The sequence below is a fragment of the Mucilaginibacter sp. P1_A3 genome, from assembly GCF_056406855.1.
Genome location: NZ_JBFTZJ010000014.1, coordinates 102,647 through 128,971, shown reverse-complemented (window position 1 = coordinate 128,971; position 26,325 = coordinate 102,647). Strand labels below are relative to the sequence as shown.

General features: G+C 41.3%; 22 protein-coding genes. 16 read left to right on the top strand and 6 right to left on the bottom strand.

Going from position 1 to position 26,325, the window contains the following annotated elements; all coding sequences use genetic code 11:
* Positions 1 to 67: 67 nt before the first annotated feature.
* The 3 genes from AC1D0K_RS26490 to AC1D0K_RS26480 all read right to left on the bottom strand — a co-directional run bounded on the left by AC1D0K_RS26490 (position 68) and on the right by AC1D0K_RS26480 (position 4,912).
* On the bottom strand, positions 68 to 3,433 hold the full coding sequence (locus AC1D0K_RS26490; protein WP_477391692.1) for a trifunctional glycoside hydrolase family 18/polysaccharide deacetylase/glycosyltransferase family 2 protein: 3,366 nt from the start codon (positions 3,431 to 3,433) through the stop codon (positions 68 to 70).
* 65 nt (positions 3,434 to 3,498) lie between these two features.
* Entirely contained in the window at positions 3,499 to 3,660 is a 162-nt protein-coding gene (locus AC1D0K_RS26485) for a FeoB-associated Cys-rich membrane protein (RefSeq protein ID WP_295717533.1), read from the bottom strand.
* Between the two features lie 58 nt (positions 3,661 to 3,718).
* Positions 3,719 to 4,912 (bottom strand): hypothetical protein, encoded by a 1,194-nt coding sequence (locus AC1D0K_RS26480; RefSeq protein WP_477391693.1) that lies wholly within the window; start codon positions 4,910 to 4,912, stop codon positions 3,719 to 3,721.
* A 295-nt stretch (positions 4,913 to 5,207) separates the two neighbouring features.
* Between AC1D0K_RS26480 and AC1D0K_RS26475 the strand changes: the two genes are divergently transcribed.
* The 3 genes from AC1D0K_RS26475 to AC1D0K_RS26465 are packed head-to-tail and all read left to right on the top strand — an operon-like array spanning position 5,208 to position 6,934.
* A complete protein-coding gene (locus AC1D0K_RS26475) occupies positions 5,208 to 6,215 on the top strand; it encodes an NAD(P)H-dependent glycerol-3-phosphate dehydrogenase (protein WP_295713534.1) in 1,008 nt (335 codons plus the stop codon).
* A gap of 31 nt (positions 6,216 to 6,246) precedes the next feature.
* Positions 6,247 to 6,558, top strand: coding sequence for a hypothetical protein (locus AC1D0K_RS26470; protein ID WP_295713533.1), 312 nt, complete (start codon positions 6,247 to 6,249; stop codon positions 6,556 to 6,558).
* Between the two features lie 52 nt (positions 6,559 to 6,610).
* On the top strand, positions 6,611 to 6,934 hold the full coding sequence (locus tag AC1D0K_RS26465; RefSeq protein ID WP_477395540.1) for a hypothetical protein: 324 nt from the start codon (positions 6,611 to 6,613) through the stop codon (positions 6,932 to 6,934).
* 207 nt (positions 6,935 to 7,141) lie between these two features.
* Here AC1D0K_RS26465 and AC1D0K_RS26460 read toward each other — a convergent pair whose 3' ends face one another.
* Positions 7,142 to 8,995, bottom strand: a complete 1,854-nt coding sequence (locus tag AC1D0K_RS26460) for a DEAD/DEAH box helicase (protein WP_477395538.1) — start codon at positions 8,993 to 8,995, stop codon at positions 7,142 to 7,144.
* 466 nt (positions 8,996 to 9,461) lie between these two features.
* Here AC1D0K_RS26460 and AC1D0K_RS26455 point away from each other — a divergent pair, with 466 nt between their 5' ends.
* Positions 9,462 to 10,577, top strand: a complete 1,116-nt coding sequence (locus AC1D0K_RS26455; protein WP_477395536.1) for an NHL repeat-containing protein — start codon at positions 9,462 to 9,464, stop codon at positions 10,575 to 10,577.
* Positions 10,578 to 10,832: 255 nt separating this feature from the next.
* Positions 10,833 to 11,669 (top strand): class I SAM-dependent methyltransferase, encoded by an 837-nt coding sequence (locus AC1D0K_RS26450; RefSeq protein ID WP_295713519.1) that lies wholly within the window; start codon positions 10,833 to 10,835, stop codon positions 11,667 to 11,669.
* Between the two features lie 113 nt (positions 11,670 to 11,782).
* Here the strand turns inward: AC1D0K_RS26450 and AC1D0K_RS26445 are convergent, their stop codons facing one another.
* Entirely contained in the window at positions 11,783 to 12,253 is a 471-nt protein-coding gene (locus AC1D0K_RS26445) for a DUF4293 domain-containing protein (protein ID WP_477395534.1), read from the bottom strand.
* 136 nt (positions 12,254 to 12,389) lie between these two features.
* On the opposite strand from AC1D0K_RS26445, the gene AC1D0K_RS26440 reads away from it, so the two are divergent.
* From AC1D0K_RS26440 to AC1D0K_RS26430, 3 genes are all read left to right on the top strand, one after another.
* On the top strand, positions 12,390 to 12,917 hold the full coding sequence (locus tag AC1D0K_RS26440; protein WP_477395532.1) for a DUF892 family protein: 528 nt from the start codon (positions 12,390 to 12,392) through the stop codon (positions 12,915 to 12,917).
* A gap of 93 nt (positions 12,918 to 13,010) precedes the next feature.
* The gene (gene truA / locus AC1D0K_RS26435) at positions 13,011 to 13,820 is read left to right on the top strand and encodes a tRNA pseudouridine(38-40) synthase TruA (RefSeq protein ID WP_477395530.1); all 810 of its coding nucleotides are present in this window, start codon (positions 13,011 to 13,013) and stop codon (positions 13,818 to 13,820) included.
* 146 nt (positions 13,821 to 13,966) lie between these two features.
* Positions 13,967 to 15,766: an ABC transporter ATP-binding protein gene (locus tag AC1D0K_RS26430; protein WP_477395528.1), complete on the top strand. Its 1,800-nt coding sequence runs from the start codon at positions 13,967 to 13,969 to the stop codon at positions 15,764 to 15,766.
* Positions 15,767 to 15,966: 200 nt separating this feature from the next.
* On the opposite strand, the gene AC1D0K_RS26425 is transcribed toward AC1D0K_RS26430, so the two are convergent.
* Entirely contained in the window at positions 15,967 to 16,170 is a 204-nt protein-coding gene (locus tag AC1D0K_RS26425) for a hypothetical protein (protein WP_477395526.1), read from the bottom strand.
* Between the two features lie 356 nt (positions 16,171 to 16,526).
* On the opposite strand from AC1D0K_RS26425, the gene AC1D0K_RS26420 reads away from it, so the two are divergent.
* The 8 genes from AC1D0K_RS26420 to AC1D0K_RS26385 all read left to right on the top strand — a co-directional run bounded on the left by AC1D0K_RS26420 (position 16,527) and on the right by AC1D0K_RS26385 (position 26,063).
* On the top strand, positions 16,527 to 17,405 hold the full coding sequence (locus tag AC1D0K_RS26420) for a cell division protein FtsX (protein ID WP_477395524.1): 879 nt from the start codon (positions 16,527 to 16,529) through the stop codon (positions 17,403 to 17,405).
* An 83-nt stretch (positions 17,406 to 17,488) separates the two neighbouring features.
* Positions 17,489 to 17,770 (top strand): DUF3098 domain-containing protein, encoded by a 282-nt coding sequence (locus tag AC1D0K_RS26415; protein ID WP_477395522.1) that lies wholly within the window; start codon positions 17,489 to 17,491, stop codon positions 17,768 to 17,770.
* A 151-nt stretch (positions 17,771 to 17,921) separates the two neighbouring features.
* Entirely contained in the window at positions 17,922 to 18,716 is a 795-nt protein-coding gene (locus tag AC1D0K_RS26410; protein ID WP_477395543.1) for an undecaprenyl-diphosphate phosphatase, read from the top strand.
* A 226-nt stretch (positions 18,717 to 18,942) separates the two neighbouring features.
* Positions 18,943 to 19,671, top strand: a complete 729-nt coding sequence (truB, locus tag AC1D0K_RS26405; protein WP_477395520.1) for a tRNA pseudouridine(55) synthase TruB — start codon at positions 18,943 to 18,945, stop codon at positions 19,669 to 19,671.
* 84 nt (positions 19,672 to 19,755) lie between these two features.
* Positions 19,756 to 20,688 (top strand): bifunctional riboflavin kinase/FAD synthetase, encoded by a 933-nt coding sequence (locus AC1D0K_RS26400; protein ID WP_477395518.1) that lies wholly within the window; start codon positions 19,756 to 19,758, stop codon positions 20,686 to 20,688.
* A 271-nt stretch (positions 20,689 to 20,959) separates the two neighbouring features.
* The gene (gene secA, locus AC1D0K_RS26395) at positions 20,960 to 24,268 is read left to right on the top strand and encodes a preprotein translocase subunit SecA (RefSeq protein WP_477395516.1); all 3,309 of its coding nucleotides are present in this window, start codon (positions 20,960 to 20,962) and stop codon (positions 24,266 to 24,268) included.
* A 153-nt stretch (positions 24,269 to 24,421) separates the two neighbouring features.
* Entirely contained in the window at positions 24,422 to 24,886 is a 465-nt protein-coding gene (locus AC1D0K_RS26390; protein ID WP_477395514.1) for an SPOR domain-containing protein, read from the top strand.
* A complete protein-coding gene (locus AC1D0K_RS26385; protein ID WP_295713536.1) occupies positions 24,879 to 26,063 on the top strand; it encodes a M20 metallopeptidase family protein in 1,185 nt (394 codons plus the stop codon). Before AC1D0K_RS26390 ends, AC1D0K_RS26385 begins: the two co-directional genes overlap by 8 nt.
* Positions 26,064 to 26,325: the final 262 nt, after the last annotated feature.

Here is a 26,325-nt window from a genome sequence, read left to right as displayed (position 1 = left end):
ATAAAAATGGTGCTGTTAGCTAACGCGACAGCACCATTTTTTATGGCTCGAAATTGGATTTAGAACTTTATACTTTATTTACCTTCACATTTCCCGTACGTTTTAATACACCCCAGCCGCTCAGTTCGCCTTTAAGTGCTTTTCGTATTGATTTAAACAGCACGTAATACATGAGCTGTCTCCATAAGAAACGTTGCGGTATAATGTAAATCAGTTTGCTGTAGCTTTCTTTTTCCATACGGAAGGCTATAATGCCCACTATAAAATCGATAACAACAAAAGCTACGTAGTAAATCAGCATCTTCTCTGGCTTTTCGCCAAACAGGGCGAATATCATCATTAAATCTGCCAGCGGCGAGAATAGCGGCAGGATGATCTGGAAGATGAGGATGTTTGGCATACCTACCATCCCAAAGAATTTATATTTCTTGTTGAATAACGCATCCCTGTTTTTCCAGAAGCTTTGGATTACCCCAAAACTCCAGCGGAAACGTTGTTTCAACAGCATGTTGATGCTTTCAGGCGCTTCGGTATAAGCAATAGCTTCGGCACAATTTTTTACAATATAGCCTTGTTTTAGGATGCGCATAGTCAAATCGCAATCCTCGGCAAGGGTATCATAGGTAAAGCCGCCCGCGCGGAAAATAGCCGATTTGCGGAACGCGCCAATAGCACCCGGCACCACGGTAATGCTGTTGATGAGATCAAAGGCACGGCGGTCCATATTTTGGGCGGTAATATATTCTATTGATTGCCAACGAGTAATGATATTGGTTTCGTTACCTACTTTTACCGTACCAGCAACAGCGCCTATTTCCTCATCGGTAAAGTAACTCATGAGGTGATAAATGGCATCAGTTTTAAGCTGGGTATCTGCATCAATACAAACTACAAAATCGCTGTTGGCATGGGTAATACCAAAGTTTAATGCAGATGCTTTACCACCATTTGGTTTGGTAAGTATTTTGACCAGCGGGTTGTTTTCATAAGCTGCTGATACTACCTCAAATGTTTTATCCGTTGATCCGTCATCTATAAAAATGATCTCGAAAATCGGGTACTCGGTTTTTAACAAGCTTTGTATGGTAGCAACGGCATTCACCTCTTCATTGTAAGCAGGCACAATAATGCTTACTGATGGCAGCGGAATGTTGTCGCCCCTTAACTTTACAGTTTTTTTATTTTCGCTATTTTGCCTTACTGCGAGTATCGCTATTAAAACTATGCGGCCAATTGCCAGGAAAATGGCTGATAAGAATACATAGATCAGGATCCAGTTAAGGTAGAAGTAGCCATGTACAACCACATCATACATTGGGCCGAATATGCCGCTATGGTCATCCTTAATAGGAGGCATGAGGTCGGCTTTGGTTTTATCCAATACATCGGCAATGGTAGTAAACTGGTAGCCGTGAGTTTTAAAGTAATGGATAATAGCAGGCAATGCCTTCACGGTTTCTTCGCGGGTATCGCCGCCGGCATCATGCAGTAATATCATTGAACCGTTATTGGCCTGCCTGATAGTGCGCGCTATAATACTATCGGCAGTTACACCGGGCTGCCAATCCCATGGGTCGATAGATTCGCCGATGGTGATATAACTTTGCCTGCGGCTTTCGGCCACCGGTATAACCTCTGCAAGTGTTTCCGGCTCGGCATCGGCATTAAACGGAGGACGGAACAGTATTGTACTGCGTCCCGTTACCGATTCGATGATCTTACGGGTGGCGTTAAGTTCCAATACAACACGATCAAGGCTGATGGTTGAAATATCCGGGTGGAAAAAGGTATGGTTGCCAATTTCATATCCCTCTTCATACTCGCGCCTTAGGATCTGTATATTTTTTTCGGCCATGGAACCAACCACAAAAAAGGCTGCCGGTACTTTTTCCTTTTTCAGGATATCCAAAATTCGTGGTGTATAGTCAGGATCGGGGCCATCATCAAAAGTTAAAACAACTTTTTTAGGCTTATAGCCATACTTACGGATCACATATTTTGTAGGTAATTTTATGTAATGCTGATCTGTTATGGTAAAGTCGCCGGTATCAAGTTTTACTTTAATTTCGCCGATACTTGGTGAAGTTATCAGATCGAGCACCTCGCCATCACCATCATATTCAACGTTTTTACGGTTATTTAAACCTACTGTAGTTAACTTCTTCAAATCGACGCCTGTTTTGCGCAAGGAGTCAATAGAAAGATTTTTTTGAAAGTATGACCATAGCCGCGGGTCTTCGGTACCCATGCGCCAAAGCGCCACGCCACCAGTTGCCCAGTCGTCGGCCATCCTGATTACGTTGAAGTTGGTGGCCGCATCCGTAAAATAAATGGTATGCTCAAGACTATCCTTGTCCATGTATTTAAAGTGCGAGTTGGCAGATACAGGATCAAAAGTAATTTTGCTTTTGTTCTCGTCAGCCGTACTTACTGCCTGCTGATAGCCTATTGATTTGCCTACGCTGCCTTCGGGCCAGTCATAGGCGCCACCCGCAAAAGTTAAAATTATTTTTTCGCTTGGTACTTTACTGCAAACATCATCCAATATTTGTTCTACCCAGTGCTGGTTTGATAGGTCGCCGGCGTTGCTTGCTTCATTATGCTCATCAATAGCCATAATGAAAAGGAAATCGTTGACGTGCTGTAACCTCGATAGATTATAAGTTTCATCCTCGGGTACCACATTTTGGGTAACCAGCAGTTTTTTAGCACTTAAAGTAGCATAAAGCTCATTTTGGAAAGCAATATAATATTTGCTGTTGCGATCTTTGATATCATCCAGATCTACGTTTATCCCCTTAAATTTATATTTGGTAAGCGCGTTTACAATACTGTTGATAAACCCTGTGCGTAATGTGGGGTTTTTAAAAATGCGTTCAATATCCTTGCTATCATAACCACCCGCCTGATTGTTAACGTTAACATAATTTGATAGGGTAATTATAATAGGCTTATTGTATTTTTTATTGAGGTTTATAAGCCCGGTATCAATTTTGGTAATAACGGTATCGGTTTTTGGAAGAATGGAAAAACCTTCGCTAACTACCATATCCAGCCTGTTTATATTATCCAAAAGGGAATAATAGGCTTGTGGTTCCCAAGGGCGGTAAAAGGCGGCGTTTATACGATCTTTATTATTGGGATGCTTATGCTGGTGCAGGCGTTTTGCCCGTTCCATAGCCTCGATCTCGGATTTTTGGATCTTAAAATACTTGTACTTGGTTGATCTTTTTACCTGCTCAAGCTCCTCCTTTGACATTTTTTTTGGAGCCGGATTAAGGTTTGGTAAATCTGGATAATAGGTTGATTTGATGGTAACTATTACAGCGATAACTCCTACTACAAGGAAAACGAACAGTATGCGGCTGAGCCATTTAAAGCGGTTCCATCTGCCTGGAGTATCTGCCTGAAAAACTTGCTTATTTGAAGACATTAAGTGAGATTACTTCTGATTAAAAGTATAGGAAACAAATGAAGATATGATGAATGATTTTAATTTTATTTATGTGGTTTTCCGGGTTCAATACCTGAAAAATCAACACCACATTTACAATTGCCACCGCAGCTTTTTTTCGAAGCGATACTTTTATACATCATCTTACCGATGTAAAAAATAGCGGCGGCAAAAAGAATTATTACTAAAATTACCTGGATGTTCATAATGCAAAAATACTTAATTTTTAATATATACGTATAGACGCTATTAATAGTATAAAGTTTAACGTGGCATAAAGGCAATTGTTCCGCCTACCCAATCAAAATCTTTATTATAACGCACTCCAATCATTTTTCCGCGGCTTAGCCGTGCCAGGTTTATGGCTAATGTGGGTTTTGGATCGCCATTTGGCCAAAGGTATAACAGCCTGATCTCGGCCTTTACGCCGCCATCCGGGGCCTGTACTACGGGTTCGTAATTTACTTTTTGCTGTAATATCCAATTTTCCGGCTGGGTAATATTGCTGATGTCATCGCTGGTAACATCAATAATAACACCCTGCCCGGCAAACGAGAATAAAGGTTTTAAAACATAGTTTTCCAGGTCGGCCGGTATTTGAGCCAGTTTGTGCAGGAATTGTGTTTTGGGGATATAATCGCCGCTTAAAAAAGGCATGGTAAATTTGCTAACGCGATAAAACCAGTTAGGGTGTGTTATCCACTCCACATCCAATGGTTGGCGTATGTCAACTACTTTTTCAAAAAGGGTATCATCGCCATCAATTTCATCAAATATCAGGCGGTTGTATATGCGTTTAATCAATTTCTTTTCGCCATTAAGCTGGTAAAAAAGCTGATTACCTTCCTGCACCAGGTCGCTTAATGATATTACTGCTATGCCAAGTTGTTTTTGGGTAAGATAAAAATCCACAGCTGTTTTTTGTTCGGGCGCATTCACATCCATCAGTACCACATCCTGGGGCGTATGGGGGCCAATGATGGTTCTTTTAAGCAGATCAAGGTAACTCGCTTTATCAAGGCCGTTGAAATACATGGTTTGGTCATCTGCAATATCATAAACCTCCCTGTAGGTATCGCCCATAAAAACCTGGAAACTATACAGTGAGGGAAAGCCCTGCATCTCTATCAGCTTGGGTACTATGTCGCCCTTTTCATCTTTACAGATACCAAAATCTAAAGCGATGAAATGCGGATGGTCATTTTCGTTGGCTACACGCCATTTATCGGGAATGGCACGCTCTGTAAGTTCTTTAAAGCCGGGCTGTAAAATAGTGGCAATAATATCATCGCCTGCAGCAATCAGCTTGTCCCTGAAATCAGTAGTAAGCAAAACAGGGGTTTCGGCAACGCGAAAAGCCACCGGGCTGTGCAGGCCGCTGTTAAGTTTATGCAAAAACTGCTGGTATTTTTCGTTGGTGAAACCTGTGTTGAATGTTTTCCTGGCTGATGGGTTCATAAGTTCCGTTTTTCTGAACCCGTCATTGCGAGGCACGAAGCAATCCCCGACCTACAGAGCGGCTCTGTAAAGTTAGGGATTGCTTCGTGCCTCGCAATGACGGTATTAAATGTAATACGTTATAAACAAACTTAACTAATTTAGTTTAACCTTTGTCTCTGATCTTTTGTCCTTTGTCCGAAAATCCTTCGTCCTTGTTCCATCCATCCTTTGGCCTTTTACCTTTATCCTTTCACCATTCTAAATAATATTTCATTAATTTGCTTTGTCAATTAAAACCTGGCAACGCTGTTTAATGTTAAAGGAAAAGAAAAAGATCGCCGTTATTGGCGGCGGTAGCTGGGCTACGGCTAATGTTAAAATGCTGGCTGATAATACTACCGAGAAAGAAATTTTTTGGTGGATGCGCAATACGCAGGCAGTTGAGCACTTGCACAAATTTGGGCATAATCCCAATTATTTAAGTTCGGTTGAAATTAAACTGCCTAAAGAAAATATCTCCGGCGATCTGAAAGCGCTTATCGCTGTTGCCGATATCATTTTACTAAACGTACCTGCCGCCTTTTTAAAAGCAGCGCTTACCGGCATTACCGCCGAGGACCTTGTCGGAAAAAAGGTAGTATCGGCAATAAAAGGTATTGTACCCGATGAAAACTTAATTATCGGTGAGTTTTTAAATCAGAAGATGGGGGTTTCTTTTGATGATTTTATGGTGATCAGCGGGCCTTGCCATGCCGAAGAGGTAGCGCTGGAAAAACTATCATACCTCACCATTGCATCGCGCGATGCCGCTTTAGCCGCTGAGTTTGCCGGCATGATTAATACCCGTTACATCAAAACCATTGTATCTGATGATATTTATGGTACCGAATGGGGGGCTGTTTTAAAAAATATATACGCTATAGCAGGTGGTATTTGCCACGGCGTGGGCTATGGTGATAATTTTCAGGCTGTGCTGATATCAAATGCCATACGCGAGTTGGAAAGATTTGTAGCCGAAGTACACCCCATAAACCGGGATATCAAAGAATCGGCCTACCTGGGCGATTTGCTGGTTACCGCATACTCGCAGTTTAGCCGCAACCGTACTTTTGGTAATATGATAGGCAAGGGCTATACCGTAACATCGGCCCAGTTGGAAATGAATATGATAGCCGAGGGATATTATGCAGTAAATTGCCTACAGCAGGTTAACAAACAGTACAAAGTAAATATGCCCATATGTGATGCTGTTTACGCTATTTTGTACCAGAAACACTCCCCGGTACTTGAAATGAAGATTTTGGCAGAAAAATTGAGCTGATATTAAATAATATTAACTCAATTAAATTACCATGAAAAATCTATTCAAAATTGTACTGTTTGCGGCGGGATCATTTGTGATATCACCAGCTTTTGCACAAACCCACAAAGACAGTACGCTTGGCCACAAAATAAGCAAGACAGCTAAAAAGGTTGGTCATAAAACTTCGGAGATTGCTGCTAAAGGTGCCGCAGGTGTAGTTGATAAAAAATATGAGGGCAAAGTTGCACCGGGTGGGCAAACAGTTTACATAGACGAAAATTCACATTATTACTACATTAACAAAAAAGGCCACAGGGTATTTGTTAAAAAATCTGCGCTTATTGATAAACCTGCTCAATAAAATTTTGTAATTTAACAGTACCTGCAAAAGCAATTGGTTTAAAAAACTTATCATGAAAAATTACACAATGATTTTTGCGTACTCGTTTTGCGCGCTGATACTATTTTCCTTTGCTTGTACTACCAACCAGGCTGATAAAAAGCTATTGGGCAAATGGAAATCAAAAGATGGTGAAACGAAACTGGAAATAACCGAAAAAGGTTTTACTACCGATGACGGGCAGCCGGTTACCGAGGATTATTTTGTTAAAAACGATACTATTTTTACTTCGTATGAGGGGACCCGGCCCTATACTAAATTCCTGATCAAAAACCTGGACGATCATAAGCTTACGCTTTTTTATCCCGACTCTGACATTGTTGAATTTATCCGTTAAAAAACAAAAGCCTTCATAACTGCTGGCGGCAGTTGAAGGCTTTGTTAACAAAACTAAACTAAACTATGCTTCCTTACCAGGGAAGCTCATGAAAACTATCTTTTTCTTCAGAATCAAGAGTTAAGAATTAAGAGTCAAGAATTAAGACAGCTGCATTTGTGTTGCTAAGGTCTTAACTCTTGATTCTAATTTCTTGACTCTTTTAAATTAGAATCTTCTTTTGCGCTCGGGACGATCCTCACGGGGTTTGCCAGAGAAGTCACGGAAACCACCGCCCCCACTATTGGCATTCCTGTTTCTATCGCCACCACGTGAACCACCGCCACCTTCGCGACGTTCGCCACCACGGTAACCGCCACCGCCTTCGCGACGCTCGCCACCACGGTAACCACCACCGCTGCTTTCGCGACGATCGCTGGTGCCTTCGCCGGATACTTCTATCCTTACAGGGCGACCTTTGTATTCGGCATCTTTAAAGCCTATGGTTACTTTTTCAACATCCTCGTTAGGAACTTCAAAGAATGAATAAACACCCTTAACATCTATTTTACCAACGCTACGGCCGCTAATTTTTGATGTGTTGCAAATGTAACCTAACAAATCGCCGCGGTTAAACTCATCAACAGAACCCAGGTTAATAAATAAACGGGTGTATGCAGATGGGCCGCTTGGCGCACCGCCACGTTCGCCACGGTCAGAACGATCGTCCCTATCGCGACGGCCGCTTTCTTCAACGCTTGCGTTAAGATCTGGCGCGTTTTTGTAATAATCAAGGAAACGGTTAAATTCAATTGATGCAAAGCGTTTAATAAACTCTTCTTTGCTCATATCCTTAAACTCATCCATTATACGCGGGATGTATTGCTCAATTTGCTGCTCATTAACCTGTACGTTATGTACTTTATGAACAATTGAGAATAATTGTTTTTCGCAAACATCAAACCCGGTTGGTATTTCGGCTTTAACAAAACGCTTACCTAAGGTGCGTTCTATCTGGCGTATTTTACCTAATTCTTTAGCGTTGATGATAGAGATAGATACACCTGTTTTACCTGCACGGGCAGTACGGCCGCTACGGTGGGTGTAATTTTCAACCTCATCTGGCAACGAATAATTAATAACGTGTGTTACATCATTAACATCAATACCACGTGCGGCAACGTCAGTAGCAATTAACAATTGCAGGCTGCGCTCGCGGTAACGTTTCATTACCTTATCGCGTTGTTGTTGTGACAGGTCACCGTGTAAAGAATCGGCATTGTAACCGTCTTTGATCAGGGCTTCTGCAATATCCTGTGTTTCAATTTTGGTACGGCAAAATACAATACCAAAAATGTCGGGGTTAAAATCAACAATACGTTTAAAAGCGGCATACTTATCACGGGCACGTACTATATAGTACTCATGCTCAATGTTGGCATTACCGGTGTTTTTTGTGCCCATGGTAAGCTCAAATGGCTCATTCATGTACTTTTTCGCTATACGGCGAACTTCAGTTGGCATGGTGGCCGAAAACAGCCAGGTTTTTTTCTCGTCCGGAGTGGTAGATAAGATATTATCAATGTCTTCCTGAAAGCCCATGTTGAGCATTTCATCAGCTTCATCCAATACTACGAATTTTACCTTCGAAAAATCTATCGCCTTACGGTTAATGATATCAAGCATACGGCCTGGTGTGGCCACTACGATCTGTACACCACGTTTAATCTGGCGTAACTGATCCATAATGCTTGCTCCGCCATAAACGGCTACAACGTGAACGTTGTCCATTTTTTTGGAGTAATTTTTAATGTCGTTCGTGATCTGTAAACACAGTTCACGTGTTGGGCATAAAACAAGTGCCTGTGGATGATTTTCTTCAAAATCCAACAGTTCTAATAATGGTAGGCCAAAGGCAGCAGTCTTACCGGTCCCGGTTTGGGCTAATCCGACAAAATCGTTGCTGCCTGTTAACAATACCGGAATTGACTGTTCCTGGATTGGTGTTGGGTTTTCAAACCCTAACTCAGAGATGGCATTAACAATATCATGACGGATTCCCAGTTGAATAAATGGGTTCATGAATTAAAATAACGAATTTGGCAACATCGCCAAATCGGCCGCAAAGATAGCGTTAATATTTGGCAATAGCAATGAGTATATACAATCAAAATTGCTTTTTGGTAATATATTTTCAAATTGATGTTAATTGCCTTTAAAGTAGCTATTTAATTATGGAGTTTGTAATTTTTTTAAGCAGTTTTTGGTGCATGAAAGCTATTTTATTGCTCATCAACAGGATTGAGCTATGCAAAAAAAATCAATTCTGTAATGTTCTCGAGATTTTGTTTTCTTGAATAGGTTGGTTTGGCGAGCTTCAATCAAGCGGTTACTCAGGAATAATTTTGTTCGCAGTTTCTTAAATTATAAACTCTTTTTTAGTAGTTACGTCAATGCTTGGCGTTTAATAGGCCGGCATTTTAATAAGATGAAGGACTGGGTTTACTGGATTGATTATTTATTTTACATTCGTAAAATAATATTCTATATGAGCACTGCTTATAAATCAACCTACACCTTAGCATACTTATTTTTGACAGTTTTGGCAATAAACGCTATAAGTTGTAAAAAAGGTAACCCATCATCAACTCCATTAGTTGTAAAGCCGGTTGATCCGGTACCAACTGGTTTATTTGTTTCGACCTTCTCCGGGAGCGGGGCTCAAGGATCAGCAAATGGCGACGCCGCCAGTACAAGTTATTATTACCCGCAGGATATTGTAGCAGATAAGTCGGGCAATTTTTACGTAACAGATTTTAATAACAATTTTATCCGGAAAATTACTCCTGCAGGGGTTTCGAGTGTATTTGTAGGGACCGGCAAAGTAGAAACTATTACAGGTATTGGCACTGCTGCCGGGGTTGCACACCCAATTGCTATTACTATAGACTCTAAGGAGAATCTTTACGTATCAGATATCGGTAATCATATTTTAAAAATATCAAAGGCTGGCGAGCTTACTTTTTTTGCAGGTGGTGATGGGGTGGGAACGACTGACGGCATGGGCGCTTTAGCCAGGTTTAATACTCCGAGTGGATTAACGGCAGATACAAATGATAATATATATGTTGCCGATGAAAATAATTCAAGGATCAGAAAAATAACGCCCACCGGATTAGTTACCACATTGGCGGGAAATGCTACACAAGGTAAAACAGACGGCCTTGGAACGGCCGCGAGTTTTAAATTACCTCGCCATATTGCAATAGATAATAAAGGTAGTTTATATGTGAGCGAAACAGGCAATGATTTGATCAGAAAGATTGCAATTGACGGTAATGTAACAACTATTGCAGGTAACGGAAGTAAAGGCGCTGTTAACGGAAAAGCATTAAACGCCCAGTTTAATAACATAGGTGGGTTGGCAGTTGATGCGGATGGGAATATTTATTTTGCTGAAACTGGTAACAATGATATAAGAAAACTATCTGCTTCGGGTGACGTAACTACCGTTGCAGGTATTGCAGGATGGCGTGGAGCTGATAATGGACCAGCGGCTGCCGCAAGTTTTAATAGCCCGGGCGGAATTGTCTTAACGGCTAAAGGGGAAATTTTTGTTGCAGATACCTATAGTAACCTAATCAGAAAGATCAGCTCAAAATAGGCTTATGCGCACTAATCTTTACTTTATCAAATGAATAAACCAGGTAATAGTTTTCCAAATTTATCGTTAATCTGACGCTAACAAGTACGCTATCTATCTCCGAATAAAACCTGTTAGATTGGACATTGGTAACAATTTTGAATAATATGTGATAGATGATTTTAGAAATAGAGACGTGCTTACTTAGTGTATTTCAGGGATAATTGTGGTCCCATAGCTGAAGTTTATAGACACTCATAATCTGACCTGATTTTGGTGAACAGGTTTTTTTATGTAGGTTTAAACCCAATAATTGAAGCAGAAATGAATGATCTGGAAATATATTTTAAAAATAATACCGAACGCGTAATATATAAATGGGCACATTACTTTGATGTTTATGAGCGTCATTTTAGTAAATACAGGGGTAAAGACATCGTAATACTGGAGATAGGCACACTGCATGGTGGTAGTCTGCAAATGTGGAAAAGCTATTTTGGCGATAAGGCGAAAATTTACGGCATCGATATAAACCCTAACTGTAAAGCCGTTGAAGAAGAGAATATTAAAATACTAATAGGCTCACAAACCGACCGCAATTTCTTGAAACAGGTTAAAGAAGAGATCCCCCCGATTGATATTTTAATTGATGACGGAGGCCATACCATGCTACAGCAAATTGTATCATACGAGGAGCTGTTCAATCATGTTAAGCCAGATGGTGTTTATCTTTGCGAGGATATTCATACCTCATACTGGTTAAAATATGGAGGTGGGCACAAAAGGCGCGGCAGTTTTATTGAGTACTCTAAAAACTTTATTGATAAACTAAACGCTTATCATTCTGTAGAGAAATCATTAAAGGTTGATGATTTTACCCGCTCGGTAAATTCTATCCACTATTATGATTCTATAGTGGTGATAGAGAAAAGGCCAACCCCGCAGCCAACATCATCAAAAACCGGCACTATTACCACGCCTTTCATGAACCTGGAAGCACATGGTGTTGCCCTGGTTAAAAAGAACGCAACATACCGCATCAAGCATATTTTAAACGTTGTTACAGCGTTTTTCAAATTACCCTTTAAAAAAGGGAGCTTTGATTATTCATAAGTTTAGTGAAAAATTAAAAAAGGCATGCCATTATAGCATGCCTTTTTAATTTAATAGGTGCGCACTGTATCATTATACAATGCAAGCATCATATAACAGTAAAGGTCAGGAAACTACCTTAACCTATCTGCCGATTTTACCAGCTTCTCATCGCTTTTAATGCTTTTTATAGCTAATAGCAACATCACGATGCTTATAGAAGTAAGAAAAAGACCGATCCCCATTGTTTTTGTTCCCAGCTGAACACCTTCGCCCACAGCATTCTTAACGGTTTGCGCCATCCAGAAACTGTAACCAAATAATACAAGCATGGCACTATAGCAAAGTGCTATTTGTTGCTTGCGGTTTTTAAATAGGAAAATGATAACCAGGGGGATAACCGCCACAATAGCGGTTACAGCGGTAAGTGCGGTAAAAGTCTCGATATTTTTATGTACTCCGCCTAAGTCCTGGAAAATTCCGGTAACCATAATAGTTACGGGTACATCATTAACATAAACGTTATGAGCCAGCGGGAAAAAGTATAGAGAAAACAGCACCAGGCTGGCAAATAAGAGGTAAATGCTTTGTATTCGTTGTAGCATGATATTAAAATTATAATGGCAAATATAGTTGTTTTAGCTATTGCCTTAAGTCATTTTTATTGGCGGCAATATTTTGCTTTTAATGATAATTATTATAGTATATTTAAACTAATTTTCTATTTAACCGTTTTATTGTATGACCTCAATTAGCGATTTATCTCCACAGGAGGTAAAATTTGAAGATGCCCATCTAAAGAAAATATTTCTTGAACATTTAAACAGTATTTACTGTGGTAAACAACACCTGGTTGTTTTTTTTGAGGAGATAAAAGCGCTTGCGTCTTTACAATATTTGAAAAAAGCCATACAGGATTGCTGTGACGATGCCCTGGCTCAGTTGCAGCATATAGAAGGCATATTTAAGTCTATCAATGAAGATCAATCAAAAATAAGTGTGCTGGGTATGAAAGCTATGACCCTGGAGGCTTACATATCGGCCATTAAAGCCGGTAAAACTCCAATGGAGCGTGATGTTTTTATTGTTTTTTACCTGCAAATAATTGAAGGTATCGAGGTAACCTATTTTAAAGTTTTAAAAAACCTGGCCAAGGCTATTGGATACAGCAACACTTTTTTAGATAAGCCATTTAACCAGGCCATGGAAGATAAACTGATGTTTGAAACCATTTACAAGGAATACATTAGCGAGCCATCGGCAGAGTAAATATATTGCCCGCCAGTGTCTCAATTGAATGCTGATAATTACTTTGACCAAATTATGAACGCACGAGCCCGGCATAATAATTAACTTTGGCGCGTGGCAGATAAACAACGCTATTTTATTGAACTGGCTTATGATGGCACAGCCTATCATGGCTGGCAGGTGCAGCAAAATGCGCACAGTGTTCAGGAAGCTTTGAACAAAGCCCTGGGCATTATTCTGCGCCAGCCTGTGGAAACAACGGGGTGCGGGCGCACAGATACAGGTGTACATGCAAAGGAGTTTTTTGCACATTTTGACCTGGAGGACGATAGTCCATTGTCCATAGATCATAGCGAAACCGATGGCAATGGACTATTGACTATATCCTATGGACTAAAAGTTCGGGGCCTTAATTCTATCTTACCCGCAGATATCAGCATAAAAAACATTATCCCGGTTCATGAGGGTGCTCATGCCCGGTTTGATGCTACACTGAGATCATACCAGTATCATATCCATTTTAATAAGGACCCTTTTTTGAGGGGGTATTCGTGGCAGTTACGTGATGTGCCCGATATGGAATTGATGAACGAGGCCGCTGCCATGATCATGGATTATATTGATTTTAGCTGCTTTAGTAAATCAAACACCCAGGTGAAAACCAATAACTGCAAAATTAGCCGGGCCGAATGGGTGAAGACGGAACAAGGTATGGTGTTTCATATCTCGGCAGATAGATTTTTACGCAACATGGTGAGGGCTATAGTGGGCACCCTGATGATGGTAGGCAAAGGCGAAATACGTCCCGAAGCTGTAAGGGGAATAATTGAAAGTAAAAACCGCTCAAACGCCGGCATGAGTGTGCCGGCCTGCGGGTTATATTTAACGGAGGTGAAGTATCCTTATTTAGTAGCAAGTAGTTAGTATCAAGTATCAAGATGTCTTGCGATTATATTTGAGCGCTTGATATTACAGTTGGCTAACATACTCTTGAAACTTTTTATTCGATATTTGCGAAGCTAAGGTCTTGATACTTGATACTTACGACTTGATACTAACTATTTGATAATATGTCCGAGGTTACCGGTAAAGCGCTTGATTGGAAATTATTAAAACGGGTGATGCATTATGTAAAGCCGTACAACACTACGTTTGTGGTGGCTGCATTTTTAACCGTTTTTTTGGCGGTGAGCGCCTTGCTGCAGCCTATCCTGATTCAACGTACGCTGGATGTTGATATACTAAATGATGATTACAACGGACTGGTTTTCATGGTTGGCCTGATGATAGCACAGTTGCTTATCCAAACTGTGGCACAGTATTATCAAACCTACTTAACCAACGCGCTGGGCCAGTCGGTTATTCGCGATCTGCGGATTGATATTTTTAACCATATCACCAGTTTACGCTTAAAATATTTTGACAGGACACCTATCGGGATGCTCATCACCCGTACCGTATCTGACCTGGAAACCATCGCCGATATATTTTCTGAAGGCCTCATCTCCATTATGGGAGATATGCTGCTGGTATTTGCCGTTATCGGTTTTATGCTATACCAGGACTGGAAACTGGCCCTGATTACCCTTATTCCGATGCCTTTTCTTTTTGCATCAACTTATGTATTTAAGGAAGCTATTAAATCTTCTTTCCAGGAGGTGCGCACACAGGTAGCGCAGCTCAATACTTTCCTGGCAGAGCATATTTCAGGGATCAGTATCATTCAGCTATTTGCCCGTGAGGATCAGGAGATGCGCAAGTTTAAATCTGTAAACCTTAAGTACCGGGATGCCAACATCCGCTCCAACTGGTACTACTCTATATTTTTCCCGGTAGTAGAGATCTTGTTTGCCGTTTGTATTGGCTTACTGGTATGGTATGGATGTAAACGGATGCTATCTGACAATCAGCTGGCGGCTTTATCAGCGTCAAAAAAAGGTATTACTCCCGGTGTAATTACAGGCTTTATTGTGTTGCTGAATATGCTTTTTCGCCCAATACGACAGCTGGCCGATAAATTCAATACCCTGCAAATGGGTATGGTAGGGGCTGATAGGATTTTCAAGGTGTTGGATACTGATGAGGTAGCCACAGATAACGGAACACTTAAAACCGGCAGGTTAAAAGGTGAGATTGTTTTTGACAAAGTTTGGTTTGCTTATAACGATGAAAACTGGGTGCTGAAAAATATCAGTTTCCACATAAAGCCCGGCGAAACTTTGGCGCTGGTAGGTGCTACAGGCGCCGGTAAATCATCAACCATAAATATTCTGAATCGTTTTTATGAGATAGGGCAGGGGAATGTTAAGGTAGATGGACATGACATTCGCGAATACGAGGTAGAGTTTTTACGCTCGCAAATTGCTACCGTGATCCAGGATGTATTTTTGTTTACCGATACTATTGCCAATAACATCAGCCTCAACAATCCATCAATAACCCGTGAGCAAATTATTGCTGCCGCAAAGGATGTAGGCGCGCATGAGTTTATTGAACGTTTGCCTGGCGGGTATGATTATAATGTAATGGAGCGCGGAGCAACGCTGTCGGCAGGGCAATCGCAGTTAATTTCCTTCATCAGGGCGCTGGTATACAACCCCGCGATTTTGGTTTTGGATGAGGCAACATCTTCAGTAGATACCGAAACAGAGATCCTGATACAAAATGCCATTAATAAATTAATGCAGGGCCGTACTGCGATAGTGATAGCGCACCGCCTGTCCACAATTCAAAATGCCGACAGGATCATTGTGCTTGATCATGGGGAAATCATGGAAACAGGCACCCACCAGGAATTGCTTAAAATAGAGAATGGCCATTACCGAAAGCTCTATGATCTGCAGTTTAACTCGGCCGGAATAGCACGATGATCCGTTGCGTGATGCGTGGTTCGTGATGCGTGATTTGAGTTGCGAGTTGCGTGTTGTCCGGTTAAAAGTTTTATTCCTACTGGTAACTTTTACCCGAATTGATCAGTTGCGTGTAGCGCGTTGCCCGGATAAGGAATTTATTCGCACTTGTTGCTTTTACCCGAACCTCGAACCCCGTAACCCGAACCCCATAATCCCCATCACTCCTTCGGTACAGCCGTTACCGACTCAACGGGTTGCTCTTCTTTTTCGTGTTTTTTGGCAATGTCGCCGCCGTGTGGTTCATCGGCATTGTATTCCAAGTCTTCTTCTCTTAGTTTGCTTTTACCACCCTTGTCATTTGGCCGCCGGGTTGGAGTATCAGAAGGTGATGGTTTGCTTTTATCGTTTGCTGGCTTTTTCATGAATATGTAACAGTTATGGCTGGGGAATTGTTTATTTTCTGAATCTGGATTTAGCCGATTAATGGATTCATCAGACGTGACGATGAACTACCAAATCCGGGAATCAGCTGAGTCGGATTAATCCGGATTCAGACAAAAAATTCTGATCGAGACGTTAATAAATGTTAAAACCTGCATACTATTACCGCATTAAACAACATTTATAAGCAATAAACTTTTACCTTTAAGGCGTGTTTCTTAATTTCGCACGAATAGCAGGTGTGAGATATTAGATGTGAGATGTAAGACAAGCCACAAAATGCGGCTGTTTTTTTTGTTCTCAAATCTTAAAATCTCACTCCTCATATCTAAATAACATGGAAGAATTTGAAGCAAGTGCATCGGCAAAAAAAACCAAAACCATATATATTTCTACGGTATTTGGTATTGCGATGGTATTATTGATGATAGGTTTGCTGGGCCTGCTTTTGGTACATGCCAAAAATCTTTCACGCTATGTTAAGGAAAATATTGTGCTGAACATTTTTGTTGATGATGCAGCGCATGAAACTGATGTACTGCAGTTACAGAAACAATTGGATGGTAACCCTATTGTTAAACAAACCCAATACGTAAGTAAAGAACTTGCTGCCCGTAACCTGCAAAAGGATCTGGGCGAGGATTTTGTAAAGTTTTTAGGGTATAATCCACTTTCACAATCGCTGGATGTTTACCTGAAAGCTGATTTTGCTAACAACAAAGACATTGAGAAATTTAAAGCCGACCTGTTAAAGAACCCTTTGGTTAAAGAGGTAAAATACCAGCAATCATTAGTTGATCAGATGAATCAAAACCTGACTTCCATCAGTTTGATCATCCTGGTTTTTGCAGGTATCTTTGTGGTGCTTTCGGTAGCGCTTATTAATAATACTATCAGGTTGGCTATATACTCACAAAGGTTCCTTATAAAATCGATGCAATTGGTAGGCGCCACAAAGGGATTTATCCGCAAGCCATTTTTGCTATACGGTATCTGGCATGGTTTGCTGGGCGGTTTAATAGCAATTATTATACTCATTGGATCCCTTTACCTGGCCTACAAAGAAGTACCGGATTTAGTGATCCTGCAGGATTATACAGAATTTGGTATCGTATTTTTAGGCGTTATTGGAGTAGGGGTATTTATATCCGCGTTTAGTACATTCCTGGCGGTTAACAAGTTTTTACGTTTAAAAATATACGACCTGTATAGGTAAGTCAAAATTAAAAATTAAAAAAAATGTGAGGTGGATGGTTTTAATCACTAATTCACCAATTCAATAAATCACTAATTAAAAAAATGGCACAGCAATTTAAACCCACTACGCCTTTAAAATCATCGGCACAGGCAGCTAAACCAACACTTAAAACTACCAGTACCACACCGGTTGAATTTATATTTGATAAAGGAAATTACAAGTTTTTAATTATCAGTGTATTGGTAGTAGCCTTCGGCTTTGTGTTAATGTCTGGCACTACTGATATTTACAGTACCACCAAAATTGTTATTGCTCCAATAGTAGTATTGGCTGGTTTTGGATTAGGCTTTTACGCGATATTAAAAAAGCCAGAAGTAAAGTAAGTCTTTTTTTTGATTGGGTTAATTAAGAGCGCGATTGATGGTATTATCCTTCAATGCCTGGCTTGGTTAACCCAATTTACATACACTTATATAACTATTCCAACTTAATCCATCCACCTAATCCAATCACTCCCCCAAAACAATGGATACTATAAAACTTATACATGTAATTGTACTTGCTATAATTGAAGGAATAACCGAATTTTTACCGGTGTCATCAACCGGGCACATGATCATAGCTTCGTCTATAATGGGCATAGCTACAGATCCTTTTATTAAATTATTTACTATCGCGGTACAGTTAGGCGCCATATTATCGGTGGTAGTATTGTACTGGAAAAGATTTTTTCAAACTATTAATTTCTACATCAAGCTTTTAGTAGCATTTATACCCGCAGCGGTGTTTGGCGTGCTGTTCAGTAAAAAAATAGATGCTTTATTGGAGAGCGCCCTTACTGTAGGTATTACCTTATTAGTTGGTGGTGTTATTTTGCTTTTTGTTGATAAATGGTTTAATAAACCGACTGTAAAAGAGGAGAAAGACATCAGCTATTTAACTGCTTTAAAAATTGGCTTTTTCCAATGCCTGGCCATGATTCCCGGTACCTCCCGCTCGGCAGCAACCATTGTTGGTGGTATGTCGCAAAAACTTACCCGTACCGCTGCTGCTGAATTTTCATTCTTTTTGGCGGTGCCCACCATGTTTGCAGCAACAGGTAAAAAGCTGTATGATTTTTACAAGGAAGGGCACACCTTTACCGGCGAAGAAATTAAATTATTGGTTATAGGTAATGTTATTGCTTTTGTAGTAGCTATGCTGGCTATTAAAACTTTCATTACTTTTTTGGAGCGTAGGGGCTTTGTTATCTTTGGTTGGTATCGTATTGTTATCGGCATCGTGATCATCGGTTTAATAGTGAGCGGCCACCAGCTGGAAACATTATAGGCACAAAATTTTTCAACTTCAATAAACACGCGTCATTACTGATACAACAGGGTAATCCTTGAAAAGCAGTGATGACGCGTTAGTTTTATAACCCAGGTCGAAGATTTAAAAACTTCGATTTTCTGTATGGTTAACCAATGGATGTCATTGCTTCGTATCCCTCGCAATGTTGGCATGAATATTTCCTTTCAAAATTTCCCTACCTTTGCAGCTTTAATAGCAATAATTGAAGAACACCTACAATAATATACAGGAATTTGCCGAAGGTCAGCTTTTGCTGGTTAATAAGCCTTATAGCTGGACGAGCTTTGATGTAGTGGGCAAAATCCGTAATTCGTTTAAGCCGCTTAAATTAAAAGTAGGTCATGCGGGCACGCTTGATCCGCTGGCTACCGGTTTGCTTATCATTTGCACCGGTAAAATGACCAAACAGATTGACACTTTCCAGGCCGAAGAAAAGGAGTATACCGGAACCATGGTGCTTGGTGCAACCACGCCATCATATGATATGGAAACCGAACCGGATAATAAATTCGACATCAGCCAACTTACCGAACAACAGCTGCGTAATAACTGCGAACAGTTTACAGGTGATATTCAACAATATCCGCCGGCGCATTCTGCTATAAAAATTGATGGTGAGCGGTTATATGAAAAGGCCCGTCGTGGCGAAGAAGTTGAACTGCGCCTGCGCAGTGTAACCATTAGCGAGTTTGAACTAACCCGCATTGAGTTACCCGAAATTGATTTTAGGGTAGTATGCAGCAAGGGTACTTATATCCGGTCGCTGGTTAATGATTTTGGCGCGACTTTAAATAACGGGGCATATTTATCAAAATTAAGACGTACACGGAGCGGTAATTATAAGGTAGAAGATGCCTGGGAGGTGATGGAACTGGTGAATATGATCAGGACTTTAAAAGCTCCCGCCGAGCCGGTTGCAGATCAGGGTTGATCATTAAACCATTTCGGGGTCAAAATATGCTGCCTGGCATAGCCAGGTGAACTAAAAAACTAAATTTGTGTTTTTACTCATAAAATGAGGATATACAACAATATTGACGAATTTACAGCTATAAAAAATGCGGTTGTTACCATTGGTACCTTTGATGGGGTACATATTGGGCACCGTAAAATTATTGCAGGTATAAAGGAGCTTGCCGACGAGATCAAAGGCGAAACCGTTATTCTTACCTTCTTTCCACATCCGCGGATGATATTGCATCCCGAGGATGAAAGCATTAAGCTAATAACCACCATTACCGAAAAGGCCCAGCTGATGGAGCAATTAGGTGTCGATCATTTAATCATCACCCCGTTTTCAAGAGATTTTAGCAATCAAACCGCAGAGGGTTATATTCGTGATGTACTGGTGAGCAAAATCGGTACAAAAAAGATAGTAATAGGTTACGATCACCGTTTTGGTAAAGACAGGCAGGGCGGCCTGGAAGATCTGCTTAAACTTGGTCCGGTTTACGGATTTGACGTAGAGGAGATCCCCGAGCAGGATATCGATGAAGTTGCCATCAGCTCAACCCGTATCAGGGCTGCTCTTTTAAAGGGCCAGATTGATCTTGCCAATACCTTTTTAGGTTATCCCTTTTTTATAACAGGTACCGTTATCCGCGGCGACCAGTTAGGCAGGCAGATAGGGTATCCAACAGCAAATATCGTAGTAGAAGAGAAATATAAGCTCATCCCATCAGATGGCATCTTTGCAGTAACGGTACTTGTTGCAGGCCAACGCTATAAAGGCATGGCATATATAGGCAGCCGCCCAACCGTAAATGGCCTTACCCACAATATTGAGGTAAATATCTTCGATTTTGACAAAGAGATTTACAATCAGGCTATAAAAATGGAGTTTCATCATTATGTGCGGGGCGACGTGAAGTTTGCGTCGCTGGATGAACTGAAAGTACAGTTGGCGCAGGATAAGATAGATGTGACGGCATTATTAGATAGTATCTGAACCTGAATTTATCGAATTAAGGAATTTACAGAATTATTTGAACGTTGAATATTCAGCTTCAGAAAGAAAACTAAATAATTCTGTAATTCGACAAATTCCGGGTCAGACAAAATATCATCACCTCAAAGCCCGCTCCCCGCAGCCAATCATCACCTAAAACACCTTGTTTTCCCTTAAAACTCAAAACTAAAACCGTACATTTGCCTGTCAATATGACTCTAATTGTCGCTATGGCGTAATTATTGAGTTTGAAGGGTTATATCAAAATAATATGTTAGATTTTATCAGTAAGCTTTTTGGAAGCAAATCAGAACGGGATGTAAAAAGTATTAAGCCGATAGTTGAAAAAGTAAAGGCTGAATTTGCAAAACTCGGTACCATCAGTAATGATGAGCTTAGAGCTAAAACAATAGGTTTTAAACAAACTATCGCCGAAGGCCTTTCTGGCATTGATAGCGAGATCCAAGCCATAAAAGATCGTACAGAAAACGAGCTTGACATGGATGTTGCCGATAAAGTTGAGCTATATACTCAACTTGATAAGCTGGAAAAAGACCGTAATAAGGAACTTGAAGATATATTGATCAATATATTACCAGAAGCCTTTGCCGTTGTAAAAGAAACTGCCAGGCGTTTTTCTGAAAATAAAACCATTGAAGTTACCGCAACAGAGTTTGATCGTAACCTTGCCGCGCGAAAAAATAATGTGTTGATCAAAGGCGATAAAGCCATTCATCATAATACCTGGCTTGCTGCCGGTAATGAAATGACCTGGAATATGGTTCATTACGATGTACAGCTTATAGGTGGTATCGTTTTGCACCAGGGTAAGATATCTGAAATGGCAACGGGTGAAGGTAAAACGCTGGTAGCCACGCTGCCTGCATACCTTAATGCCCTGGCTGGTCAGGGTGTACACATTGTAACTGTGAATGATTACCTGGCCCTCAGGGATAGTGAGTGGATGGGGCCTTTATATGAGTTTCATGGTTTATCTGTTGATTGTATTGATAAACATGAGCCAAATTCTGAGGAACGCCGTGCCGCTTACCTTGCCGATATTACTTTTGGCACTAACAACGAGTTTGGTTTTGATTACCTGCGTGACAATATGACACGTAGTCCAGAAGAACTTGTTCAGCGTAAACTACACTATGCAATGGTGGATGAGGTCGATTCAGTTTTAATTGATGATGCCCGTACACCTTTAATTATATCTGGTCCTATCCCACGTGGCGATGAGCATGAGTTTTATGAGTTGAAACCACGCATAGAGCGTTTGGTTAACGCGCAAAAAGCTTATGTAAACAGCGTATTGAATGAAGCCAAAAAAGCGATTAACGACGGTAATGCCGATGTTGACGGCGGTGGTTTAGCATTATTGCGTGCTTACAGGGGTTTACCTAAAAGCAAAGCGCTTATTAAATTTTTAAGTGAAGGCGGTAACAGGAGCACCCTGCAAAAGGTAGAGAATCACTACATGCAGGATCAGGGTAAGGATATGCCTAAGGTAGATGCTGAGCTGTTTTTTGTTATCGACGAAAAAAACAACCAGGTTGAACTGGCCGAAAAGGGTATCGAATTGATTACTTCATCTGGCGAGGATCCTCACTTTTTTGTAATGCCTGATGTAGGTACCGAAATTGCCGAGATCGAAAAATCAAACCTGAGCACCGAAGAGAAAATTGCCCGCAAGGATGAACTGATGCGTGATTTCTCTATCAAATCTGAACGTATCCACTCTGTTAACCAATTGTTGAAGGCTTATACCTTATTTGAAAAGGATACCGAATACATTTTGGACGAAGGCAAAGTGAAAATTGTAGATGAGCAAACAGGCCGTGTATTGGATGGCCGCCGTTACTCTGATGGTTTACACCAGGCTATTGAGGCTAAAGAAAATGTAAAGGTTGAGGATGCAACACAAACATTCGCGACTGTTACCCTGCAAAACTACTTCAGGATGTACCACAAGCTTTGTGGTATGACGGGTACTGCCGTTACAGAAGCCGGTGAGTTTTGGGAAATATACAAGCTGGATGTGGTAGAGATACCAACCAATACCCCTGCAAGCCGCGAAGACAGGCAGGATTTGGTATACCGTACCATCCGCGAAAAATATAATGCTGTTGCCGATGAGATTGTAAAATTAACACAGGCCGGTCGTCCGGTACTGGTGGGTACTACATCGGTAGAAATTTCTGAATTATTGAGCCGTATGCTTAAACTGCGCGGCATTAAACATAACGTACTGAATGCGAAAATGCACCAGAAGGAGGCCGATATTGTGGCCGAAGCTGGTCAGTCGGGTACAGTAACTATTGCCACTAACATGGCTGGTCGTGGTACGGATATTAAATTGGGTGCCGGAGTTCAGGCAGCCGGTGGTTTGGCCATTGTAGGTACGGAGCGCCATGAGTCGCGCCGTGTTGACAGGCAGTTACGTGGTCGTGCCGGTAGGCAGGGTGATCCGGGTTCTTCACAGTTCTTTGTATCGTTGGAGGATAACCTGATGCGTTTATTTGGATCAGAGCGGATCTCGAACCTGATGGTACGTATGGGTATTGAGGAGGGCGAAGTTATTCAGCACTCCATGATTTCTAAATCTATTGAACGCGCGCAGAAAAAAGTAGAAGAGAATAACTTTGGTATTCGTAAACGTTTGCTGGAGTATGATGATGTGATGAACTCACAGCGTACCGTTGTTTACACTAAACGTAAAAACGCTTTGTTTGGCGAACGTTTGGATGTTGATTTGAGCAATACCATTTTTGATGTGGTTGAAGATATCACCACAGAATATAAAGAAGCCAACAATTACGAAGGTTTCACTTTAGAGATGATTCGCCTGTTCTCTGTTGATGTGGAGATTGATGCTGATAAGTTTGCTGCAAACTCTATTAACGCGTTGGTTGATCATACCTTCCAAACGGTGATGGATTTTTACAAACGTAAAGGCGACGCCGTTTCTGCACAGGCTTACCCTGTATTAAAAGATGTATATGATACCCGTGGCCAATACGTAGAAAACATTGTGGTTCCTTTCAGCGATGGCATTCATGGTATCCAGGTTTCTGTTCCGCTTAAAAAGGCGATTGACAACCACGGTCATGAAGTGTTCAAATCTTTTGAAAAGAACGTTACCCTGTACCTGATTGATGATGCCTGGAAAGAGCATTTACGCGAGATGGATGAGTTAAAACAATCTGTACAGAACGCGGTTTATGAGCAGAAGGATCCACTGTTGGTTTACAAATTTGAAGCTTTTGAACTGTTCCGTGGCATGTTGGCCAATGTGAATAAAGAAATAGTGAGTTTCCTTTTCAGGGGAGGCATCCCGGTTCAGCAACAAGCTGAAGAGATCAGGGAAGCTAAACCAGAGCCTAAGCTTGATTTGCGCAAAATGAAAACCACCAAAGCTGAGCTTGTTAACGAAGTTAACGGTATCCCTATGGATGATTTTCGCGACCAACAGAAAGCTACACCTGTAAGGGTTGAGCAAAAGATAGGTCGTAATGATCCTTGCCCTTGCGGTAGTGGCAAAAAATTTAAAAACTGCCATGGCGTAGGGCAGAATTAGCCCCACACGGCCTCCCCTGAAGGGGAGGAGGAAAAAAAAAATAACAACACCACGTCATTGCGAGGTACGAAGCAATCCCTAACTATGCAGATCCGCTCTGTAAATCGGGGATTGCTTCGTTCCTCGCAATGACGGTTTTTAATTATATTAACCATGAAAAAAGCAGTATTTGATCATAAAGCTAAACCAGCCTTCATCAAATACTGCTTTTTTTTTATGCTGATTGCGGCCTCTGCCCAAACCTTTGCCCAAACCCGTGGCAAGGTTGAAGTAGTTAAAGATCCATTGGTTGATACACTGATAGCCAAACGCTTTACTTTAAATAAAGAAACCGGGATTGCACCTGGGGTATCCTCATCGTATGGTTACCGGGTACAGTTCTTCAGTGGATCCAGCAGGCAGGAAGCTTACAGTGCCCAGGCCCGGCTGCAACGCGAATATCCCGAACTGCGCACCTATATTCTTTATAGCGAACCCAATTTTAAAGTTCGTGCAGGCGATTTCAGGACTCGCCTGGAAGCCCAAAAACTGATGCAGGAACTCAGAGCCTCGTTTTCGAGCCTGTTCATCATATCCGAAAAAATAAATCTACCTAAAGCTGATGCCAACGATGATTAAAGAAAAAATACAGGATTTATCACAAAAAATATTTGATGATGTGGTAGCCAACCGCCGCCACCTGCATGCCAATCCAGAGCTCTCTTTCCATGAGCAACAAACTTCTGGTTTTGTGGCCGGCAAGTTGGAAGAACTGGGTTTGGAATATCAAAAAATGGCCGACACAGGTTTGGTGGCCCTGATAAAAGGCGATCTCCCATCTGATAGAGTAGTGGCCCTGCGTGCCGATATGGACGCTTTGCCTATTACAGAAGCTAATGATGTGCCCTATAAATCGAAAAATATAGGCGTAATGCACGCTTGCGGCCATGATGCGCATACATCATCGTTATTAGGTACAGCACGTATTTTAACCGAATTGAAAAGCCAGTTTGGCGGAACGGTTAAGTTGATATTTCAACCAGCCGAAGAGAAACTTCCCGGTGGTGCAAGCATCATGATTAAAGAAGGTGTACTTGAAAATCCAAAACCGCAGGCTGTATTAGGGCAGCATGTAATGCCTTTGATTGAAGCTGGTAAGGTGGGTTTTCGTGCCGGTAAATACATGGCGTCAACAGATGAAATATATGTTACCGTTAAAGGCAAAGGCGGCCATGGCGCCCAGCCACAACAAAATATAGACCCGGTAATTATCACCGCCCACATATTAACCGCGCTGCAACAGGTAGTGAGCCGTTTTGCTGATCCTAAAAGCCCTTCGGTATTGTCATTTGGCAAAGTAATAGCCAATGGTGCCACCAATGTGATCCCTAACGAGGTTTACCTGGAAGGTACCTTCCGTACCATGGATGAAAAATGGCGCGAAGAAGCCCATAAACGCATGAAAAAAATGGCAGAAGGCATGGCTGAAAGTATGGGAGGCAGCTGCGAGTTTAATATTATGCGCGGTTACCCGTTCCTGATCAACGAAGAAGTACTTACCCATGCTACCCGTGGCCACGCTGAAGACTACTTAGGTAAAGAAAACGTACTTGATCTTGACATCTGGATGGCTGCTGAAGATTTTGCCTATTACTCGCAGGCAGCAGATAGCTGTTTTTATCGCCTGGGAACCCGTAACGAAGCCCGTGGTATTACCTCATCGGTACATACACCCACCTTTGATGTGGAAGAAGACGCGTTTAAAATAAGCACCGGGCTAATGGCTTATCTGGCCATTAAGCAGTTGGGGAATTAGAAATAGATAAAGGGTGAAAAATTAAAAGATTTGTCATCCTGAGGAACGAAGGATCTATTCGCAGAGTTTACAGGGCGAAGTAACATGGAGGCGAGCAGATCCTTCACTGCGTTCAGGATGACAAAAGGTTTTTCAAAAAAACGTCATAGGGATTGATAAAATCCAGGGGGCTTGGAAGAGGGAATGGCAAGCGGCGAAAGACTTACGAAGTTTTTAAAACTTCGTAAGTCTGGGGTTCTACGCAATAACATGGGAATAATCG

Coding starts and splice junctions, on each gene's coding strand:
- AC1D0K_RS26455 (WP_477395536.1), top strand. CDS start 9,462: ATGAGCACTGCTTATAAATCAACCTACACCTTAGCATACTTATTTTTG.
- AC1D0K_RS26460 (WP_477395538.1), bottom strand. CDS start 8,995: ATGAACCCATTTATTCAACTGGGAATCCGTCATGATATTGTTAATGCC.
- AC1D0K_RS26415 (WP_477395522.1), top strand. CDS start 17,489: ATGGCACAGCAATTTAAACCCACTACGCCTTTAAAATCATCGGCACAG.
- AC1D0K_RS26490 (WP_477391692.1), bottom strand. CDS start 3,433: ATGTCTTCAAATAAGCAAGTTTTTCAGGCAGATACTCCAGGCAGATGG.
- AC1D0K_RS26430 (WP_477395528.1), top strand. CDS start 13,967: ATGTCCGAGGTTACCGGTAAAGCGCTTGATTGGAAATTATTAAAACGG.
- AC1D0K_RS26425 (WP_477395526.1), bottom strand. CDS start 16,170: ATGAAAAAGCCAGCAAACGATAAAAGCAAACCATCACCTTCTGATACT.
- AC1D0K_RS26475 (WP_295713534.1), top strand. CDS start 5,208: ATGTTAAAGGAAAAGAAAAAGATCGCCGTTATTGGCGGCGGTAGCTGG.
- AC1D0K_RS26390 (WP_477395514.1), top strand. CDS start 24,422: ATGAAAAAAGCAGTATTTGATCATAAAGCTAAACCAGCCTTCATCAAA.
- AC1D0K_RS26400 (WP_477395518.1), top strand. CDS start 19,756: ATGAGGATATACAACAATATTGACGAATTTACAGCTATAAAAAATGCG.
- AC1D0K_RS26420 (WP_477395524.1), top strand. CDS start 16,527: ATGGAAGAATTTGAAGCAAGTGCATCGGCAAAAAAAACCAAAACCATA.
- secA (WP_477395516.1), top strand. CDS start 20,960: ATGTTAGATTTTATCAGTAAGCTTTTTGGAAGCAAATCAGAACGGGAT.
- AC1D0K_RS26440 (WP_477395532.1), top strand. CDS start 12,390: ATGACCTCAATTAGCGATTTATCTCCACAGGAGGTAAAATTTGAAGAT.
- AC1D0K_RS26445 (WP_477395534.1), bottom strand. CDS start 12,253: ATGCTACAACGAATACAAAGCATTTACCTCTTATTTGCCAGCCTGGTG.
- AC1D0K_RS26485 (WP_295717533.1), bottom strand. CDS start 3,660: ATGAACATCCAGGTAATTTTAGTAATAATTCTTTTTGCCGCCGCTATT.
- AC1D0K_RS26470 (WP_295713533.1), top strand. CDS start 6,247: ATGAAAAATCTATTCAAAATTGTACTGTTTGCGGCGGGATCATTTGTG.
- AC1D0K_RS26480 (WP_477391693.1), bottom strand. CDS start 4,912: ATGAACCCATCAGCCAGGAAAACATTCAACACAGGTTTCACCAACGAA.
- AC1D0K_RS26385 (WP_295713536.1), top strand. CDS start 24,879: ATGATTAAAGAAAAAATACAGGATTTATCACAAAAAATATTTGATGAT.
- AC1D0K_RS26465 (WP_477395540.1), top strand. CDS start 6,611: ATGAAAAATTACACAATGATTTTTGCGTACTCGTTTTGCGCGCTGATA.